The sequence below is a fragment of the Streptococcus sp. CF7_Ac1-12 genome (assembly GCF_024295905.1).
Classification (GTDB): Bacteria; Bacillota; Bacilli; order Lactobacillales; family Streptococcaceae; genus Streptococcus; species Streptococcus mitis_AP.
In genome coordinates this window covers 176,522-196,299 of sequence record NZ_JANCPG010000001.1, presented here as the reverse complement: position 1 = coordinate 196,299, position 19,778 = coordinate 176,522, and the positions used below count along the sequence as shown (strand labels likewise).

The following is a 19,778-nucleotide window of genomic DNA, read 5'->3' as shown; positions in this document are numbered from 1 at the left end:
TTTTACCTTATAGCAAATTTCCTACTAAAAACTCTGGTGATTAGCTAGTAGGTGCATTTTTTCTTGAAAAAAGGTATGATAGTTACATCATGAAAAAGTAGGTTTTATTATGAAAATTATCCTTGTCGGAGGGGGAAAAGTTGGTTCTGCCCTCTGTCGCTCTTTGGTTGCAGAAAAGCATGATGTTTTGCTGATTGAGCAAGACGAAGCTGTCCTCAATCATATTGTTAATCGCTTTGATATCATGGGTATCCTTGGTAACGGGGCCGATTTTACCATCCTTGAGCAAGCCAGTGTCCAGGATTGTGATATCTTTATCGCCCTGACTGAATACGATGAAGTGAACATGATTGCAGCCGTTCTAGCCAAAAAAATGGGAGCTAAAGAGACCATCGTTCGGGTGCGGAACCCTGAATATTCTAACTCTTATTTCAAGGAAAAGAATATTCTCGGTTTTTCTCTTATCGTTAACCCTGAGCTCTTGGCTGCCCGCGCTATCGCGAATATCATTGACTTCCCCAACGCCCTATCTGTCGAACGTTTCTTTGGGGGACGGGTCAGCTTGATGGAATTCACTGTTAAATCCTCCAGTGGTCTTTGCCAAATGCCCATTTCTGATTTTCGGAAAAAATTTGGCAATGTCATTCTATGTGCGATAGAGAGGGATCATCAAATTATCATTCCAAGCGGTGACATGACTGTACAGGATAAAGATAGAATCTTTGTCACTGGTAACCGTGTTGACATGATGCTCTTCCATAATTATTTCAAGTCTCGTGCCGTGAAGAGCCTTCTCATCGTCGGTGCAGGTAGAATTGCCTATTATCTACTTGGTATTCTCAAAGACAGTCGTATCGATACAAAAGTCATTGAAATCAATCCCGAAATCGCCAGCTTCTTTAGCGAGAAATTCCCAAATCTCTACATCGTTCAAGGAGATGGAACCGCAAAAGATACCCTGCTGGAAGAAAGTGCTCAAAACTATGATGTCGTTGCCACTCTAACAGGAGTCGATGAGGAAAATCTAATTACCTCTATGTTCCTTGACAGGGTAGGTGTACAAAAAAATATCACCAAGGTCAATCGTACCAGTCTCCTCGAGATCATCAATGCACCTGATTTTTCAAGTATCATCACACCTAAAAGCATCGCTGTAGATACGATTATGCACTTTATTCGTGGTCGTGTTAATGCCCAGTATTCAGACCTTCAAGCCATGCACCATCTAGCCAATGGCCAAATCGAAACCCTACAATTCCATATCAAGGAAGCCAATAAAATGACTGCCAAACCTCTTTCTCAACTGAAATTGAAAAAAGGGGTTCTTATTGCAGCCATCATTCGAAAGGGCAAGACTATTTTCCCAACTGGGGAGGATATGTTGGAAGTTGGAGACAAGCTCCTAGTAACAACTTTGTTGCCAAACATCACCAAGATTTATGACTTGATCGCGAGGTAAGAAATGAATAAAAGTATGATTCGTTACCTCCTTTCAAAATTACTTTTGATTGAAGCTGTTCTTCTTTTGGTTCCTGTGTCTGTCGCTCTCTATTACCGTGAATCGAGCCAAGTCTTTACGGCCCTCTTTTCAACAATAGGGATTCTCGTATTACTAGGCGGTTCAGGAATTTTACAAAAGCCCAAAAATCAACGGATTTATCCCAAGGAGGGAGTCTTGATTGTTGCCCTCTGTTGGATCCTTTGGTCCTTCTTTGGCGGTCTCCCCTTTGTTTTTGCTAAGCAAATTCCCAGCGTTATCGATGCCTTTTTTGAAATCAGTTCTGGCTTTACAACTACTGGAGCAACTATTCTGAACGACGTTTCGGTCCTCAGTCGTTCCCTCCTCTTCTGGCGAAGTTTTACCCACTTGATTGGAGGGATGGGAGTGCTTGTTTTTGCACTTGCTATTATGGATAATGCCAAGAATAGTCACCTAGAAGTGATGAAGGCTGAGGTTCCTGGCCCTGTTTTTGGTAAAGTAGTATCCAAACTAAAAAACACTGCCCAGATTCTCTATCTCCTTTATCTAGCTCTCTTCTCCCTCTTTGTCATCATCTATTATCTGGCTGGCATGCCCCTATTTGATAGTTTTGTCATTGCTATGGGGACAGCAGGTACAGGAGGCTTTACCGTCTATAACGACGGGATTGCCCACTATGGCAGCTCACTGATTACCTATCTGGTTAGTATCGGAGTTCTGGTTTTTGGGGTAAATTTCAATCTCTACTACTACCTCATGCTCCGTCGCGTCAAAGCCTTCTTTGGTGACGAGGAACTTCGTGCTTACTTGGTCATTGTTCTGCTTTCTACAGGCTTGATTAGCCTCAATACTCTCTATCTCTATCCAGGATTTTCAAAGAGTTTTGAAATGGCCTTCTTCCAGGTTTCCAATATCATTACAACGACTGGTTTTGGTTACGGAGACATTACCAACTGGCCCCTCTTCTCCCAGTTTATCCTTCTCTTCCTCATGGGAATCGGTGGCTCTGCTGGATCAACCGCAGGTGGACTCAAGGTTATCCGAGGCCTAATCCTTTCAAAAATTGCTAAAAATCAGATTTTATCAATCCTATCGCCCCACCGTATTTTGACCCTCCATGTTAATAAAACGGTAATTGACAAAGATACCCAGCATAAGATTCTCAAGTACTTTGTCATCTATTCTATGATTTTGCTATCCCTTATCTTCATTGTCAGCTTAGATAGCAATGATTTTCTGGTTGTGACCAGCGCTGTCTTTAGCTGTTTCAATAATATCGGACCTATCCTAGGAACCACTTCTAGTTTCTCAATCTTTAGTCCTATCTCAAAAATTCTCCTCTCCTTTGCAATGATTGCAGGGCGCTTGGAGATTTACCCAATCTTACTTCTCTTTATGAGGAGAACTTGGTCTAAGAGATAAAATACAACCACACCTTGTTTCCTTACAAAGTGTGGTATTTTTATTTTCATACTCTTCGAAAATAAAATTCAAACCACGTCAGCTTCGCCTTGCCGTATATGTGTGACTGACTTTGTCAGTCTTATCTACAACCTCAAAGCGGTGCTTTGAGCAACCTGCGGCTAGCTTCCTAGTTTGCTCTTTGATTTTCATTGAGTATCAAATACCTCCCGCAACTCAACAAGTATCTTTGAATCCCGGTCAGACATTTCAATACCTGACTTAAGGAATTTAAGAGCCCAAAAACAACCCTCAGTCGACTGACCGAGGGTTCTTTATTTCATTATTCAAGAACTTGATTAGCTCAACGCATCCAAGGCATCATCCATTGAAAGAACTTCGTGGAAGACACGTTGTGTCAATTCAGTTTTTTGTTCTGGAGTGAGGTATTTAGTGTTTACACAGTATCCAGAAATACGTACGATAACATCTTCACCTGACATGATCTTTTCGTAAACATCGTTCAAGTCCATAACGTTCAAGTTAACGTGTTGTCCACCGTTTTCAAAGTAACCATCAAGGATTGTTACCAAGTTATCAACTTGTTCGTCACGAGTCTTACCAAGAGCGCGAGGCGATACTTGTGTAGTCAATGAGATACCATCAGCTGCATAACTGAAGTCAAGGCTAGAAAGTGAGTTCAAGTTTTGCAACCATCCACCTTTAGCTTTGTTAGATGGGTTAGCACCTGGTGAGAAGAATTCAAGTTTAGACAAGTTCACAGAACCATCTTCGTTGAGGTATACACCTTTGTGGACTGGTGAGTTACCAGTTTGTTTAGAGTAAGCAACGTTAGATGTGATAGTCAAAAGTGATACTGTAGCTTCAGCGTCTTTGTAAAGTTTGTGGCTACGTAGACGAGTTGTGTAAGCTTCGATCAACCATTCTGCCAATTCGTTTGAACGTGGGTCATCTTCACCCCAACGTGGGTATTCACCGATTGTTTCATAATCGTAGATGTAGCCATTTTCATCACGGATTGGTTTAACTGTAGCGTATTTGATAGCTGACAATGTATCAACAGTGTTGGCAAATCCACAGATACCGAATCCCATGTTGGCACGTTGTTTAGTTGGCAAGAAGGCCATTTGAACAGCTTCGTAGTTGTACTTATCAGTCATGTAGTGGATGATGTTCAAAGCATCTACGTAAGTGTCAGTCAACCAGTCAAGAGATTTTTCAAAGTTATCTTTAACTGATTCAAATTCAAGAACTTCGTCACGGATTGGTTCGATGTCAAATACTTTGTAGTCTTTGTGAACATCGTCGTAACCACCGTTCAAACCAGTAAGAAGGGCTTTCAATACGTTTACACGCGCACCGAAGTACTGGATGTTGTGGCGTTGTTCTTCATTTTCTGGGTCAAGTGGAGACACACAGCATGAGATACAGCTCATTTCACCATATCCGTCTTTAGCCATTGTTGTTACACCTTCATATTGGATTGAAGAGTGTTTGTGGCTCATGTGCATACAGTAGCGACGGAAGTTGTATGGCAATTTATCAGTCCAAAGAACTGTCAAGTTTGGTTCTGGAGAGTTACCGATGTTGTCAAGTGTGTTCAAGAAACGGTAGTCCATCTTAGTAACACGGTGACGACCGTCGTTACCCATACCAGCCATAGAAGTTGTGATGAAAGTTGGGTCACCTGAGTACAATTGGTCGTAAGCTTTTGTACGAGCAAATTTAACTGTACGAAGTTTCATAACGAAATCATCAACGAATTCTTGGATTTCTGATTCAGTAAATGTACCACGAGCAAGGTCACGTTCTGCAAAGATGTCCAATACGATTGGTACACGTCCTAGAGATGTAGCAGCACCGTTGATAACACGGCAGACAGACATGAAGGCGATGTTAACCCATTGGATAGCTTCTTTAACGTTCATCGCTGGTTTGCGAACGTCAACTCCGTAAAGGTCACCCAAGCGAACAACTTGTTGCAATGCTTGGTATTGAAGGTTGATTTCTTCACGAAGACGGATTGTTTCTTCATCGATTTCTTCGATTGCGTTCCAGTCGTTTACTTTTTCTTGCATCAAGTAGTCTGCACCGTAAAGAGCAAGACGTGCATAAACACCGATGATACGTCCGCGTGAGTATGCATCTGGAAGACCAGTTACAGTGTGTGCGTGACGTGCACGACGAATGTTTGAAGTGTAGGCACGGAAGATACCGTCGTTAACTGTTGTTACGTATTTAGTAAAGATTTCGTGAACAGCTGGATCTGGTTCGTATCCATTTTCTTTCAAAGTAGTTTCAGCCATACGGATACCACCTTTTGGCATGAAGTTCAATTTGAAGAGTTCATCGTTTTGGATACCGAAGATAACTTCATTTTCTTTATCGATAAATCCTGCTGGGATATCAGCGATAGATGTTGGACGAGTGTCCATTGGGAAACGAGTTTCTTCGTAGTGTGCCTTAGTTTCTTCTACAATTTTTTTGATGTGAAGTGAACGTTCTGTTGGTCCTGCGAGGAAGCTTTCGTCTCCATCATAAGGTGTGTAGTTAGCTTGTACGAAGCGTGATACACTTGCTTTTTCTTTCCAATCTACGCCTTTGAAGCCTTCCCAAGCTTTGTCAAAAATATCTTGTGCTTCAACAACTGTCTTAACAACCATGTTAATGTCCTCTTTTTTCTTTCTAGCAACAACAATCTGTTACATTCATGAGACAAGTATAACACACAGTAACCGATTTCAACAAGTAGAAAACCCTTATTTTTACACTTTCTTTTCTAAAACAGTCTATATTTTGTTCCAAACTGTATTATATTTTTGAAAAAAATATACCCTTTTTCCCTTTTTTCAGAAAAAAGGGTATAATAAAAGAAAATAAGCAGTAAAAAGGGGGCTAGGCATGTTGATTTTTCCTTTGTTAAATGATTTGTCAAGAAAAATCATCCATATTGACATGGATGCCTTTTTTGCTGCGGTAGAAATCAGGGATAATCCTAAACTCAGAGGAAAACCTGTCATTATCGGAAGCGACCCTCGGCAAACAGGTGGGCGTGGTGTCGTTTCTACCTGTAGCTATGAGGCACGAGCTTTTGGTGTCCATTCAGCCATGAGTTCTAAGGAAGCCTATGAACGTTGTCCCCAAGCCGTCTTCATCTCAGGAAATTATGAGAAATACAAATCTGTAGGACTCCAGATCCGAGCTATTTTTAAGCGCTATACAGATTTGATTGAACCTATGAGTATTGACGAAGCCTATTTGGATGTAACAGAAAATAAACTCGGTATCAAGTCAGCGGTCAAAATCGCTCGCCTCATTCAAGAGGATATCTGGCAAGAACTCCATCTAACTGCTTCTGCTGGCGTTTCTTATAACAAATTCTTAGCTAAAATGGCTAGCGATTATCAAAAACCTCATGGTTTGACAGTGATTCTACCTGACCAGGCTGAGGACTTTCTCAAACAAATGGATATTTCCAAGTTTCATGGAGTAGGAAAAAAGACGGTGGAACGTCTTCATCAAATGGGGATTTTTACTGGCGCTGATCTACTTGAAGTTCCTGAAGTGACCCTAATAGACCGTTTTGGAAGACTGGGCTATGACCTTTATCGAAAGGCTCGTGGTATTCACAATTCCCCCGTCAAATCCAATCGCATCCGTAAATCAATCGGGAAGGAGAAAACCTATGGAAAGATTCTCCGTGCTGAGGAAGACATCAAAAAAGAGCTGGCTCTTCTATCAGAAAGAGTTGCTCTCAATCTACATCAACAAGAAAAAGCTGGAAAAATTGTCATTTTGAAAATCCGCTACGAAGACTTTTCAACTCTTACTAAACGAAAAAGTATTGTTCAAAAAACACAGGATGCTAGTCAGATAAGTCAAATAGCCCTGCAACTCTATGAAGAGTTAAGCGAAAAAGAAAGAGGTGTCCGCCTATTGGGGATTACCCTTACTGGATTTTAAAACCTTGAAGAGCTGCCCCTTCAAGGTTTTTCTTATACAAATAAACGAACAAAGCTATAAAGTAGCAAGACACTACCAAGCACGATACGGTATTTACCGAAAAGGGTAAAGTCGTGTTTTTTCACATAACTTGTCAAGAAACGAATAGCGATCATGCTGACCGCAAAGGCGACTCCCATCGCAACCAAGAGCAAGAACAATTGTCCAAAGCTCAAGAGCTGTCCTGCTTTCACAAATTTGAAAATCTTTAATGCGCTGGCTCCAAACATAACTGGAATTCCAAGATAGAAGGTAAATTCTGTCACAACAGAACGACTGGTTCCATTTAACAAACCACCGACAATCGTTGCCCCAGAACGACTGGTTCCTGGTAAAAGAGCAAGAACTTGGAAGAGTCCGATATAGAAAGCTGTCGTATAAGGAAGCTTGTCCAACTCTGTTACACTTGGCTCGATAGCACGCGCTTTATTGCGCTTTTCCAAATAGATAAAGGCAATCCCATAGATAATCAACATGAGAGCAACTGAAACCATGTTATGGAAGTGGGTATCAAACCAATCATCAAATTTAAAGACGGCAAGTAAAGGCAAAGTGGCAACCAAGACCTTCAACCACAGTCTCCAAGTCTTACGAACTTCCTGCTTATCCTTAGTCGGTTTGAAAGGATTGAGCTTGTTAAAGTAAATCACCATAACCGCTAAAATCGCACCAAGCTGAATCACGACATTAAACATGGACATAAAAGATTCATTCTGATTTTGGTATTGGATAAACTCCTCTGCTAAAATCAAGTGCCCTGTACTCGAAATCGGCAACCATTCCGTAATTCCTTCAACAATACCGAAGAAGATAGATTTTAAAATTTCAATAAGATACATAGATTACTCCTTTTTCTATCTTCCATTATAGCATATTTTTTCAGCCATTGATAGCTCTCTTTAAAAGGCACCGATACTGCCCCCGCCGCCACCTCCGGAGAAGCCACCACCAGAACTTCCACTTCCAGAAGATACGGAGTAGGTACTTGCTGTATTTGCGACACTAGCATAATGGCTCATTTGCGCACTTGAATGATAAAACATACTATGCCAGCCATATGCTACATAGAGATTGATATCTGGATTTTCCACTTGAATCTGATGAACCTTCATCAAATGACTAACCTTGTCCGCATAGCCAAATAAGGTCGCATAGACCAAGAGACGATTCCAGACCACAATACTTTCCAATTCAGCCTGATCCAATCGTGCAATCTCACGCAACATATTTTCAAAACTGGTCCAGAGATAGTATACTTCTGCTCCTGCTTCATTTAGGACACCATCACGATTATCTAATCGAAGCTTCCAATAATAGAAAACAGCCATAACCAAACCTAGAAAACCAAGTATTGCCAAGGGGATATAAAGATAGCCATAAACGTCCAAACTGTACAAGAACAGACCAAATCCGATAAATAATGGTAGGATCGTAGAAAGTCCCATCCCCACTTGCAAGGCCTTTTCCCCACCAGTTAAAGGTCGATAGTAATCTGGGAGTCCCCAGAAGGAAACTCGATTTCGCACTCCTTCTTGCATCTCTTTCAATACTTCTTCGAAAGAAGATTTGAGCTGAAGCCCTCTTGCTTGAATCCGTTTTTCATCAGCAGCTTTGGCTCCGCGATAAAGACTTTCAGATACCTTGTAATCTGCAAACAAATTGGAAAGAGCTGTTTCTTTTTTGCCTGAAAAAGCCAGATTTAGACAGTCTTTCTCAAAGCTTGACAAACCATCTTCTTTTACCAGTCTTAACCCAACTGCATCCCCTTCTGAAATGATAGAGACATTCCCACGGTCTATCACATCTAGCAAAGTAGCTTGAACAAGTTGGTCAAAGGTGAATTTACCTGCTCCTTTGGTTAGAGGACTCACTTCCTCCAAAGAGGTAGAGTAGACAGCCTCTGATAAAACCATAGGTTCTAATTCCATTGGTGGTTCATAGAGACGATGATTTTTGGCATATTTGACTGAAGAAGTGGTCTTTCTTCTATAAATAAAATAAAAGCAGACACTCAATAACAAGGAGATGGAAAGGATAGAAGGGAAGACCCAAGTAACTAGCTGTTTACTTTGCTCTTTTTCTTTAAAAATCGAGTCTTCTATCCTATTAAACTCTTCTAAACGATTCCCTTTCAAGCCCTGAACCCTAGCGCTAGCAAAATCGGTCCGAGGCCAATAAGCATGCAATTCAACTCCACGCTTAGGAGGAAGATTGTCTAAACGAATAGTATAATCAAGGTTACTCTTTTCAATCGTTCCCTCTCTAAAAAGTTTCCCTGTATGGAAAAAGAGTTTTTCAGCTCCCTTGTCTCCCCTCACATGAAATTCAAACTTTCCAATAGCCCCTGAACTATCTGTTAAAGGTTGCCAATTTAATTCAGCGATATCATCATAAAGGAAAAGCAAATTTTTTAAGTTCCAAGTGATATCAACTTCCACTGTGTCGCCTTCCTGACCTGGATTGTAGACTTTCACAGTATAACCATTCGCTTCTTCTGTCACTTCGCTCGTAACATCTGTCAGTTCCGCACCGTTTTTCGCAGCCTGAACCTTTGGATGAGGATCAATGTCAAACCCACTAGGCATCTTACCAGCACGTCCAAGTCCCACGATTTGGCCCTTAAAGTCCTCCTCGAACTGATAAACTATCTTTTGTCTAAATTCTGCCGTGTTATCTGCATGAATATACAAATCTCCTTGGTAGGAGTTTATCTTGAAATCAATGGCAAAAACAGAGAGTGGCAGAAGGTAAAACAAGCCTAACACCAGTAAGAAAAAAGTTTTTTTCATTAAACAAGCCCCCTTTTTATCTTTGCTATCATTATATCATTTTTTCTCAAGTAAGGGCTTACCTGTATTGAAAAATAGAGTTTTTTTCGATAAAATAGGAGACAGTTATTTTTTAATAGATTAGAAATAGGAGAAATCATGAGAAAAATATACTTATCTATTTTCACAAGTCTCTTGCTGATGCTGGGACTTGTCAATGTTGCCCAAGCCGATGAATATTTACGCATCGGGATGGAAGCAGCATATGCTCCCTTTAACTGGACTCAGGATGATGATAGCAATGGGGCTGTCAAAATCGATGGGACTAACCAGTATGCTAACGGATACGATGTTCAAATCGCCAAGAAAATCGCTAAGGACTTAGGTAAAGAACCTTTGGTTGTTAAAACAAAGTGGGAAGGTCTAGTTCCTGCCCTTACTTCTGGTAAGATTGACATGATTATCGCAGGTATGAGTCCTACTGCTGAACGCAAACAAGAAATCGCCTTTTCAAGCAGTTACTACACTAGCGAACCAGTTTTGCTTGTCAAAAAAGATTCTGCCTATGCAAATGCCAAATCTTTGGATGACTTTAATGGTGCAAAAATCACTTCTCAACAAGGTGTCTACCTCTACGACTTGATTGCACAAATCACAGGTGCTAAAAAAGAAACAGCCATGGGAGACTTCGCTCAAATGCGCCAAGCTCTTGAGGCTGGTGTCATTGATGCTTATGTTTCTGAACGCCCAGAAGCACTGACTGCTGAAGCTGCTAACTCTAAGTTCAAGATGGTTCAAGTAGAACCAGGTTTCAAAACGGGGGAAGAAGATACAGCTATCGCCATTGGACTTCGTAAAGATGACAATCGTATTAGCCAAATCAATGCCAGCATTGAAACCATTTCAAAAGACGACCAAGTTGCCTTGATGGATCGTATGATCAAGGAACAACCTGCCGAAGCTACGACAACTGAAGAGACTAGCAGTAGTTTCTTTAGCCAAGTCGCTAAAATTCTTTCTGAGAACTGGCAACAACTATTGCGTGGTGCTGGTATCACTCTTTTAATCTCAATCGTCGGAACCATCATAGGTCTCATTATTGGTCTTGCCATTGGTGTCTTCCGTACTGCTCCTCTCTCTGAAAATAAAGCTATTTATGGCTTACAAAAGCTAGTCGGCTGGATTCTCAATGTCTACATTGAAATTTTCCGTGGTACACCAATGATCGTTCAATCGATGGTTATCTACTACGGAACTGCCCAAGCTTTCGGTATCAACCTTGACCGCACACTTGCTGCTATCTTCATCGTTTCGATCAACACTGGTGCCTACATGACTGAAATCGTTCGTGGTGGTATCCTAGCAGTTGACAAGGGACAATTTGAAGCTGCGACTGCTCTTGGTATGACTCATAACCAAACCATGCGTAAGATTGTCCTACCTCAGGTTGTCCGTAACATCCTACCAGCAACTGGTAATGAATTTGTCATCAATATCAAAGATACATCTGTATTGAACGTTATATCTGTTGTCGAACTTTATTTCTCAGGAAATACCGTGGCAACACAAACCTATCAATACTTCCAGACATTTACAATCATCGCCGTGATTTACTTTGTCCTCACCTTCACCGTAACACGTATCCTACGCTTCATCGAACGCCGCATGGACATGGATACCTATACTACAGGTGCTAACCAAATGCAAACGGAGGATTTGAAATAATGACACAAGCAATCCTTGAAATTAAACACCTCAAAAAATCCTATGGACAAAACGAAGTGCTAAAAGACATTTCTCTAACTGTTCACAAGGGTGAAGTTATCTCTATCATCGGAAGCTCTGGAAGCGGAAAATCAACCTTCCTACGCTCCATTAACCTACTTGAAACTCCAACTGATGGACAAATCCTTTATCATGGACAAAACGTTCTCGAAAAAGGCTATGACCTCACGCAATACCGTGAAAAGTTGGGGATGGTGTTCCAATCCTTTAACCTCTTTGAAAATCTTAACGTACTTGAAAACACAATTGTCGCTCAGACGACTGTCCTTAAACGCGAACGTACAGAAGCTGAAAAGATTGCCAAAGAAAACCTTGAAAAGGTCGGCATGGGAGAACGCTACTGGCAAGCAAAACCGAAACAACTCTCAGGTGGTCAAAAACAACGTGTAGCCATCGCTCGTGCCCTCTCCATGAATCCGGACGCCATTCTCTTTGATGAACCAACATCAGCTCTCGATCCAGAAATGGTTGGAGAAGTCCTCAAAATCATGCAAGATTTGGCTCAGGAAGGCTTGACCATGATTGTTGTAACCCACGAAATGGAATTCGCCCGTGATGTCTCTCATCGTGTTATCTTTATGGATAAGGGTGTGATTGCTGAAGAAGGCAAACCAGAAGACCTCTTCACTAATCCTAAAGAAGACCGTACAAAAGAATTCCTTCAACGCTATCTCAAATAAAAAGAAAAGGCTGCATCAACCGTGCAGTCTTTTTACTAGCCAAAAAATGAAAAGGCAGACCCTATTCAAGAATCCGCCATCATCCAAAGATTAATCTTCAAATTTTTCATGATTTTTTCATAGAAATCAATTAAACCTAGAGCTGTTTCAAATGAAATATTTTTTACTTTTGCACGACCCTGCGCTAGAGCAATGATAGACATTTCACGCGCATTCGTTTCTTTAGAGATACGGTAGCCTGTGATCTTCTTATCACGAACCCAGCCAACAACTGATTCTACTTTTTCAAAGTTTGACTTAGCCATGTCCTTCTCCTATTTTCTTCTTTACGATATTTAATTGTATACGTTTTTATGTGTTTTGTCAATAAAAAAACATATATTCAATAAAATTAATGATTTATTTTTCTGTTACTATCTTATTAAAGCCGATAATATATAGGTTTTCACTTACTATAAACCATTAGTAAATACCTTTAAAATAATTGTATTATTAACTCTTTTGTTTGTAAAAATATTCATAATTTACAAATGCCAGTTCGGGATAGGTTAGACAGGTTTTATCTTCAACTTTATTCTATTTATCCAACTTTAAAACAATATTTCTAATAGTGAAAGACTTTCTCTCCACACTATTACTAACTATTATTTCTCTTCTCCTTCTTTGATATTCTTCCTGCCTTTATAAGCACTTTTCACTTGATCAACTGGTACTATTTATTTACTTTATCAATATTCCTTTTTATTTCTTCAAACCTATAAAAAGATGAGTAGTTAGGAGACAATAGTATCCTATCTTCTAACATTTTCCACTGTTTTTATCTTCTTAGTATCTTATCACTCTTCTCAGTTAACTCAGTATAAGGATTCTCATTAGTATTGATTATTTTTTCTAATTCCTATTATATTTAACCAAATTTCAGATTAGACATATATAAAATAGTGAATTCTAAAAATACGCCTTATATATAACAAGTAATTTTACTCCCTTACTATAAACTGAATCAAAAAATAATAGGTACTATAATGACTTGTGATAGAAATAGCGTAATCGATTTCCTAAGTCCATAGGAATCGCCCCCTTTCTTCACCCTCATTATAGCACCTATACATCAGTTGTGCAAATAATATGATGTTTTTTTTATTAGTCCTCAGACAAGCATATTATAGAGCGTTTCATTACCATTTAAGTTAATATAAGATGGATCAAAACCTTCCATTCGACGAATCAAGCCTGCATAATCATGCTTATCTGCCAAGGCAATCCCAATCAATACTGGGCCTGTCCCCTTGCTAGCTCGTTTGATATACTCAAAACGTGTGATATCATCATTTGGCCCCAAGATATCATTTACAAACTCACGCAAAGCCCCCGGACGCTGTGGAAAATTAACCACAAAGTAATGCTTGATCCCATCATAAATCAAGGCACGCTCTTCCATTTCCGGCATACGGTTGATATCATTATTTCCTCCAGAAATGATACAACAAATGGTTTTCCCCTTGATATATTCAGCTAAAACCTCTAAAGAGGCGATACTAGCCGCTCCAGCAGGTTCTGCGACAATCCCTTGCTTAGAGTAAAGGTCAATCAAGGTTTCAGAAATCAATCCCTCATCGACACCTACTAAGGTTTGAACATATTGACGAGTTGCTTCATAGGTCAATTGACCTACCTTTTGTACAGCAATCCCATCCGCAAATTTGTCAATTTCTTTGAGTTTGACAGGTCCACCAGCTTCAAAGGCAGCTTTCATGGAACGTGCCCCATTAGCCTCTACTCCGATGACTTCAATTTCTGGACTTGTTTCCTTGATATAGGTAGAAACCCCAGCAATGAGACCGCCACCTCCAACAGGAACTAAGACAGCATCAAAATCAATCGATTCTTTTCGAGCTTCTTCTAAAATCTCATAAGCAACGGTCCCTTGACCAGCCTGAACATGGGCATCATCAAAAGGATCAATAAAGGTACGATTTTCAGAAACTGTAAATTCTTGAGCTGCTTTGGCTGAGGCATCAAAAGTATCTCCAACTAATTTAATAGTCACGAAGTCCCCACCAAAAAAGCGAACTTGACCAATCTTTTGTTGCGGAGTAGTAATGGGCATAAAGATAGTAGCAGGAATTTTCATCTCATTACAAGTATAGGCAACTCCCTGCGCATGATTTCCCGCAGAAGCGCAGACTACCCCACGTTCACGCTCTTCCTTGCTGAGCTGGGAAATGGCATAATAGGCACCACGGATCTTAAAAGAACGAACACGTTGAGCATTTTCCTTTTTCAAATAAATCTTAGCACCATACTTCTCCGATAAATAATGGTCATAATCCAGTGGGGTATTCACAACCACACCGTTCAAGACCTTATGAGCCTTGATTATATCTTTTGAACTTAACATCTTTTTCTCCTAGACTATTTCATACTTATCGTAATCCATCTTTTAAAAAGAGATGAATTGATTATAAAAGCGAGTTAGTCCCCCAACTCGCCTTCACCTTAATTTCTATCAATTAGTTATAGATTTTAAATGCATCATCGTCGTTTTTACCAACGAATGGCATTGCTTTACGCAATTCTGCACCAACTTTTTCAATTTCAAGGTTAGCTGCTTGTTCACGGTAAGCAGTCAATTTTGGACGTCCAGCTTTATAGTCATTTACAAAGTCATTTGCAAATTTACCATTTTGGATGTCTGCCAAGACAGCTTTCATGTTTTCTTTAACTTGCTCAGTAATTACACGTGGACCTGATACATAGTCACCGTACTCAGCAGTGTTTGAAATTGATTGACGCATTTTCTTGAATCCACCTTCGTAGATCAAGTCGACGATCAATTTCATTTCGTGAAGAACTTCAAAGTAAGCCAATTCTGGAGCGTAACCTGCTTCTGTCAAGACTTCGAAACCTGCTTCGATAAGGGCAGTCAAACCACCACAAAGTACAGCTTGTTCACCAAACAAATCTTCTTCAGTTTCTTCTTTGTAAGTTGTTTCAAGAAGACCTACACGAGCTGCTCCAACACCTTTACACCAGTCCATAGCAATGTTTTTCGCATTTCCTGTTGCATCTTGGTAAACTGCATAAAGAGCTGGAACACCAAATCCTTCTTCATAAGTACGACGTACCAAGTGTCCTGGTCCTTTAGGTGCACACATAAAGACATCTACATCCGCAGGAACTTTGATAAATTCAAAGTGGATGTTGAAACCATGAGCAAATCCAACTGCGTTTCCAGCTTCCAAGTTTGGAGCGATTTCTGCTTCGTACAATTCTTGTTGGATTTCGTCTGGTGCCAAAATCATGATAACGTCAGCCAATTTAGTTGCTTCTGCTACTGTGTAAGTATCAAATCCATCTTCTTTTGCTTTGTCAAAAGATTTACCTGGACGTACACCGATGATAACATCACGACCTGAATCACGCAAGTTTTGTGCATGCGCATGTCCTTGCGAACCATAACCGATAACAGCGATTTTTTTACCGTCAAGTGCTGCTACTTTAACATCTCTTTCGTATTCCATTTGAACTGCCATAGTTTTTCTCTCTTTTCTATTATTTATTGCCTTTTAGGCTAGTTTAACAAATTTAAGTCGGATTTTTAATCGCGGGTAAATCCAGTTGCACCCGTACGAGCAATATTACGAATACCGTATGGTCGAATGACTCGCAATAAAGCTTCGCTCTTTTCTGCATTTCCCGTCATCTGAATGGTAATCGAGCTTGGTGCTACGTCTACCACTGTTGCACGGAAAGGTTGAATAATCGCTAGAATCTCAGCTCGCTTCTCAGCTGGCGCTGACATCTTAACCAAAATCACCTCGCGCTCCAAATGAGGCTTGTCTGTAATATCACGAATGCGAATCACATCAATCTGACGATTGAGCTGTTTGATAATTTGCTCCACCTCATCATGTGAAGCAACATCAATAATAATGGTAATACGCGATACATTTGGATCTTCTGTTGCTCCAACAGAGATGCTTTCAATATTAACCTGACGACGAGATAGGACACCTGTAAAGCGATTGAGGACTCCTGAACGATTTTGTAGTTTTGCTGTTAACATTCTACGCATGGAACTTCACCCCCAACATCTCATGATTACTCTTACCAGCTGGTACCATTGGTAACACCTGTTCCTTACGAGAAATATCTACCTCGATGAGCATAGGAACATTCTCAGTGATCACTTCAAGGTCTTGAGCCAAGGTCTCAGGATTGTCAAACTTATAGTTTTTAATGCCATAAGCTTGTGCCATCAATTGGAAATCAGGAAGGGTGTCAAAGACTGACTCTGATGTTCTACCTTCATAGAAGGATTCCTGCCACTGGCGAACCATTCCAAGTGAGTGGTTGTTCAGCATAACCACCTTGATTGGCACCTTGTAAATGTTCAAAATAGCCAATTCCTGGTTAGTCATTTGGAAACCGCCATCCCCAACAAACAAGACTACTTCCTTATCTGGGTTAGCAATTTTAGCACCGATTGCTGCTGGAATTCCAAATCCCATCGTTCCCAAACCACCTGAAGTCACTAACTGACGTTCGTTTTGGTAGGGATAATACTGAGCTGTCCACATTTGGTGTTGACCAACGTCTGTTACCACAATGGAATCTCCATTCGTCAATTCACCAATTCGTTCAATAACAGCTTGCGGCTGAACCACACGCTCTTTCTTATCATAAGAACGAACACGGTTCTTGTCTTTAGTAACTTTCTCAATCCATTTCTCAGTATTGTTATGAACTGTTGGTTCCGCTAACAACATTTGCAAGGCTTTCTTAGCATCTCCAACTACCGGAATATCTGCACTGATAATCTTGCCAATCTCGGCAGGGTCAATATCAATGTGGGCAACCTTAGCATTCTTAGCAAAAGTCTTTGGATTTCCTGTCAAACGGTCATCGAAACGGCAACCAATACTAATCATAAAGTCGGCTTCCGTCATGGCAATATTAGCTGCGAATGACCCGTGCATACCTCCCATTCCAAGAAAGAGTGGGTGACTCGTTGCAATCGTTCCTTGCCCCAAAAGGCTGGTTACCACTGGAATTTGATAACGCTCTGCAAATTCATTTAATTCTGCAGCTGCTTCAGCATAACTAATTCCACCACCAGCTAGCAAGACTGGCTTTTTAGCCTTGGATAATTGCTTCAAAATTTTCTTGATTTGCATATCATTTGGCTCAAGAGTCGGTTGGTAGCTTGGTAGGTTCACTTCTGGTGAATAGATGAAGTCTGTTTCTAAAGCAGACACGTCTTTAGGTAGGTCAATTACGACTGGCCCTGGGCGACCTGTAGTTGCGATATGGACAGCTTCCGTAATGATACGAGGGATATCAGCTGTCTCACGAACTTGGTAATTGTACTTAGTGATTGGCATGGTAATTCCCACGATGTCTGCCTCCTGAAAGGCATCTTTCCCAATCCCTGCTCTCGCTACCTGACCTGTAAAGACCAAAAGGGGAACACTATCGCTCATGGCATCTGCAATCCCTGTAATGGCATTTGTTGCTCCCGGTCCGCTAGTGACGACGGCAACACCCAACTTTCCAGTTGATTTGGCATAACCTTCAGCTTCATGCAAACAACCTTGCTCATGGCGCCCTAGAATGTGGCGAATGCCTTTAAAATTATATATCGCATCATAAAAAGGCAAGACCGCACCACCAGGATAACCAAAGATGGTATCAATTCCTAAATTACGAAGTGTTTCCAAAACTAGGTCCGACCCCGTCTTAGGAGATTCTAAACTGATTTTCTCCATTGTTCCCCTTTCTCTTCTCTTAAAAATAACTTGTTACTATCATACCATTTTTTCAAAATTTTTCAAGAGAAAAGAAGAAATTTTCTGAATTTTCTATTTTAACGTTTATTTATGAATGTTATTTTTGTTTTTATTAAAAAGATACCGATTTCATTATTCAAATGAAGAAAAAAGAACTGATTTCTCAGTTCTTCATTAATCTTATTCCACACTAAATAGGTATGGGTAAACAGGTTGTTGACCTTGGTGAATCTCGACTTCAACGTCTTCAAATTCTTCTGCGATTTCTTGGGCAATCTCATTGGCAAGTTCTTCACTTCCATCTTCACCAACATAGAAGGTTACGATTTCACTGTCTTCATCCAACATATGTTTCAATGTTTCTGTCAAGGTTTGGTGCATGTCAGGGTTTGACACGAGAATTTTCCCATCCACCATACCAAGATTATCGTTTTCATGGATTTCTAAGCCATCAATCGTTGTATCACGCACAGCTGTTGTGACGCTTCCACTAACGACATCGCTAAGAGCAGCAGTCATACGCTCTTGGTTTTCTTCGATGGACTTGCTTGGATCAAAAGCAAGAAGACTTGTCAAACCTTGAGGAAGAGTACGAGCTTCCACCACTACTGCTGGTTGTTCCAAAACTTCTGCTGCAGATTGAGCTGCCATGAAGATGTTTTTGTTGTTTGGCAGGAAGATAATGTTACGAGCGTTGACCTGTTCAACAGCCTTGATAAAGTCTTCAGTTGAAGGGTTCATAGTTTGACCGCCTTCAATAACATAATCCACACCTTGAGAACGGAAGATATCTGCTAGACCTTTACCAGCCACTACAGCAATCAAAGCATACTCTTTTTCTTCAGCAGGCTTGCTAACTTGAGCAGCTTCTTTTTCAACCTGTGCTTCGTGTTGGTTACGCATATTGTCAACTTTTACCTTGACCAAGCTACCATATTTGAGACCTTCTTGCATAACAAGTCCTGGATCTTCTGTATGGACATGGACTTTGACAATTTCATCATCGTTAACAACGAGGAGAGAATCTCCAAGCTCATTCAAGTAGTTACGGAATTCGTCGTAGTCAAAATCTTTGGCATAGGTTGGACCTTGCTTAAGAGCTACCATGATTTCAGTACAGTAACCAAAGGTGATGTCCTCAGTCGCTACATGACCAGCTACAGATTTATGATGTTCTGCATTGATCATTTCACTCATATTGGCAGGAGTCGCTACAAAGTCCTCAGATGCAATATATTCACCAGTAAGGGCTGAAAGGAACCCTTCATAGATGAAGACCAGTCCTTGACCACCTGAATCCACAACGCCAACTTCTTTCAATACTGGAAGCATGTCTGGTGTTTTAGCTAGAGCTGTTTTAGCACCTTCCAAGGCTGCGCGCATGACTTCAACAGCGTCATCTGTTTGCTCAGCCTTTTTCTTAGCACCGATAGCAGCACCACGAGAAACTGTCAAAATCGTTCCTTCAACTGGTTTCATAACGGCCTTATAGGCAACTTCCACACCTGATTGGAAGGCAAGAGCCAAATCTTGACCTGTTAACTCGTCTTTATCCTTGATGGCTTGTGAAAATCCACGGAAAAGCTGAGACGTAATAACTCCTGAGTTCCCACGCGCACCCATCAAAAGACCTTTGGCAAGAATGCTCGCTACTTCTCCAACAGTAGAAGCTGGTTTGTCTGCAACTTCCTTAGCACCATTTTCAATGGTCATTCCCATATTTGTACCAGTATCTCCATCTGGAACTGGAAAGACGTTTAATGAATTGACATATTCAGCTTGCTTATTCAAGCGAGTTGATGCAGCCTGCACCATTTCTTGAAATAAGCTAGTAGTAATTTTTGACACG

General features: G+C 40.6%; 13 protein-coding genes and 1 pseudogene. 5 read left to right on the top strand and 9 right to left on the bottom strand.

Features of this window, described 5'->3' with window-relative positions:
- Positions 1-109 precede the first annotated feature (109 nt).
- Positions 110-1,459: a Trk system potassium transporter TrkA gene (gene trkA, locus NMM17_RS00995; protein WP_254753666.1), complete on the top strand. Its 1,350-nt coding sequence runs from the start codon at positions 110-112 to the stop codon at positions 1,457-1,459.
- Positions 1,460-1,462: 3 nt separating this feature from the next.
- The gene (locus tag NMM17_RS00990) at positions 1,463-2,902 is read left to right on the top strand and encodes a TrkH family potassium uptake protein (RefSeq protein WP_004241354.1); all 1,440 of its coding nucleotides are present in this window, start codon (positions 1,463-1,465) and stop codon (positions 2,900-2,902) included.
- Between the two features lie 338 nt (positions 2,903-3,240).
- Here NMM17_RS00990 and pflB read toward each other — a convergent pair whose 3' ends face one another.
- Positions 3,241-5,565 carry a formate C-acetyltransferase gene (gene pflB / locus NMM17_RS00985; RefSeq protein WP_000260632.1) on the bottom strand — a complete coding sequence of 775 codons (2,325 nt, stop codon included), beginning with the start codon at positions 5,563-5,565 and terminating at the stop codon, positions 3,241-3,243.
- Positions 5,566-5,803: 238 nt separating this feature from the next.
- Here pflB and dinB point away from each other — a divergent pair, with 238 nt between their 5' ends.
- A complete protein-coding gene (gene dinB / locus NMM17_RS00980) occupies positions 5,804-6,865 on the top strand; it encodes a DNA polymerase IV (protein ID WP_254753665.1) in 1,062 nt (353 codons plus the stop codon).
- A 32-nt stretch (positions 6,866-6,897) separates the two neighbouring features.
- On the opposite strand, the gene NMM17_RS00975 is transcribed toward dinB, so the two are convergent.
- Positions 6,898-7,743: an undecaprenyl-diphosphate phosphatase gene (locus NMM17_RS00975; protein WP_049501842.1), complete on the bottom strand. Its 846-nt coding sequence runs from the start codon at positions 7,741-7,743 to the stop codon at positions 6,898-6,900.
- 60 nt (positions 7,744-7,803) lie between these two features.
- Positions 7,804-9,693, bottom strand: coding sequence for a DUF2207 domain-containing protein (locus tag NMM17_RS00970; RefSeq protein WP_254753664.1), 1,890 nt, complete (start codon positions 9,691-9,693; stop codon positions 7,804-7,806).
- A 138-nt stretch (positions 9,694-9,831) separates the two neighbouring features.
- On the opposite strand from NMM17_RS00970, the gene NMM17_RS00965 reads away from it, so the two are divergent.
- Positions 9,832-11,397, top strand: a complete 1,566-nt coding sequence (locus NMM17_RS00965; RefSeq protein WP_254753663.1) for an ABC transporter substrate-binding protein/permease — start codon at positions 9,832-9,834, stop codon at positions 11,395-11,397.
- On the top strand, positions 11,397-12,137 hold the full coding sequence (locus NMM17_RS00960) for an amino acid ABC transporter ATP-binding protein (RefSeq protein WP_000189477.1): 741 nt from the start codon (positions 11,397-11,399) through the stop codon (positions 12,135-12,137). The genes NMM17_RS00965 and NMM17_RS00960 overlap by 1 nt, the downstream gene beginning before the upstream one ends.
- Before the next feature lie 90 nt (positions 12,138-12,227).
- On the opposite strand, the pseudogene NMM17_RS00955 reads toward NMM17_RS00960, so the two are convergent.
- The 6 genes and pseudogenes from NMM17_RS00955 to NMM17_RS00930 form a co-directional block, all read right to left on the bottom strand.
- Positions 12,228-12,442, bottom strand: a pseudogene (locus tag NMM17_RS00955) (hypothetical protein).
- Positions 12,443-13,287: 845 nt separating this feature from the next.
- A complete protein-coding gene (gene ilvA, locus NMM17_RS00950; RefSeq protein ID WP_004256769.1) occupies positions 13,288-14,538 on the bottom strand; it encodes a threonine ammonia-lyase IlvA in 1,251 nt (416 codons plus the stop codon).
- A gap of 112 nt (positions 14,539-14,650) precedes the next feature.
- The gene (gene ilvC / locus NMM17_RS00945) at positions 14,651-15,673 is read right to left on the bottom strand and encodes a ketol-acid reductoisomerase (protein ID WP_227325521.1); all 1,023 of its coding nucleotides are present in this window, start codon (positions 15,671-15,673) and stop codon (positions 14,651-14,653) included.
- Between the two features lie 65 nt (positions 15,674-15,738).
- A complete protein-coding gene (gene ilvN, locus NMM17_RS00940) occupies positions 15,739-16,215 on the bottom strand; it encodes an acetolactate synthase small subunit (protein ID WP_001253803.1) in 477 nt (158 codons plus the stop codon).
- Positions 16,208-17,908 carry an acetolactate synthase large subunit gene (locus tag NMM17_RS00935; protein ID WP_254753662.1) on the bottom strand — a complete coding sequence of 567 codons (1,701 nt, stop codon included), beginning with the start codon at positions 17,906-17,908 and terminating at the stop codon, positions 16,208-16,210. Before NMM17_RS00935 ends, ilvN begins: the two co-directional genes overlap by 8 nt.
- Before the next feature lie 201 nt (positions 17,909-18,109).
- Positions 18,110-19,777: a DAK2 domain-containing protein gene (locus NMM17_RS00930; protein WP_000036655.1), complete on the bottom strand. Its 1,668-nt coding sequence runs from the start codon at positions 19,775-19,777 to the stop codon at positions 18,110-18,112.
- Between the last annotated feature and the right edge of the window lies 1 nt (position 19,778).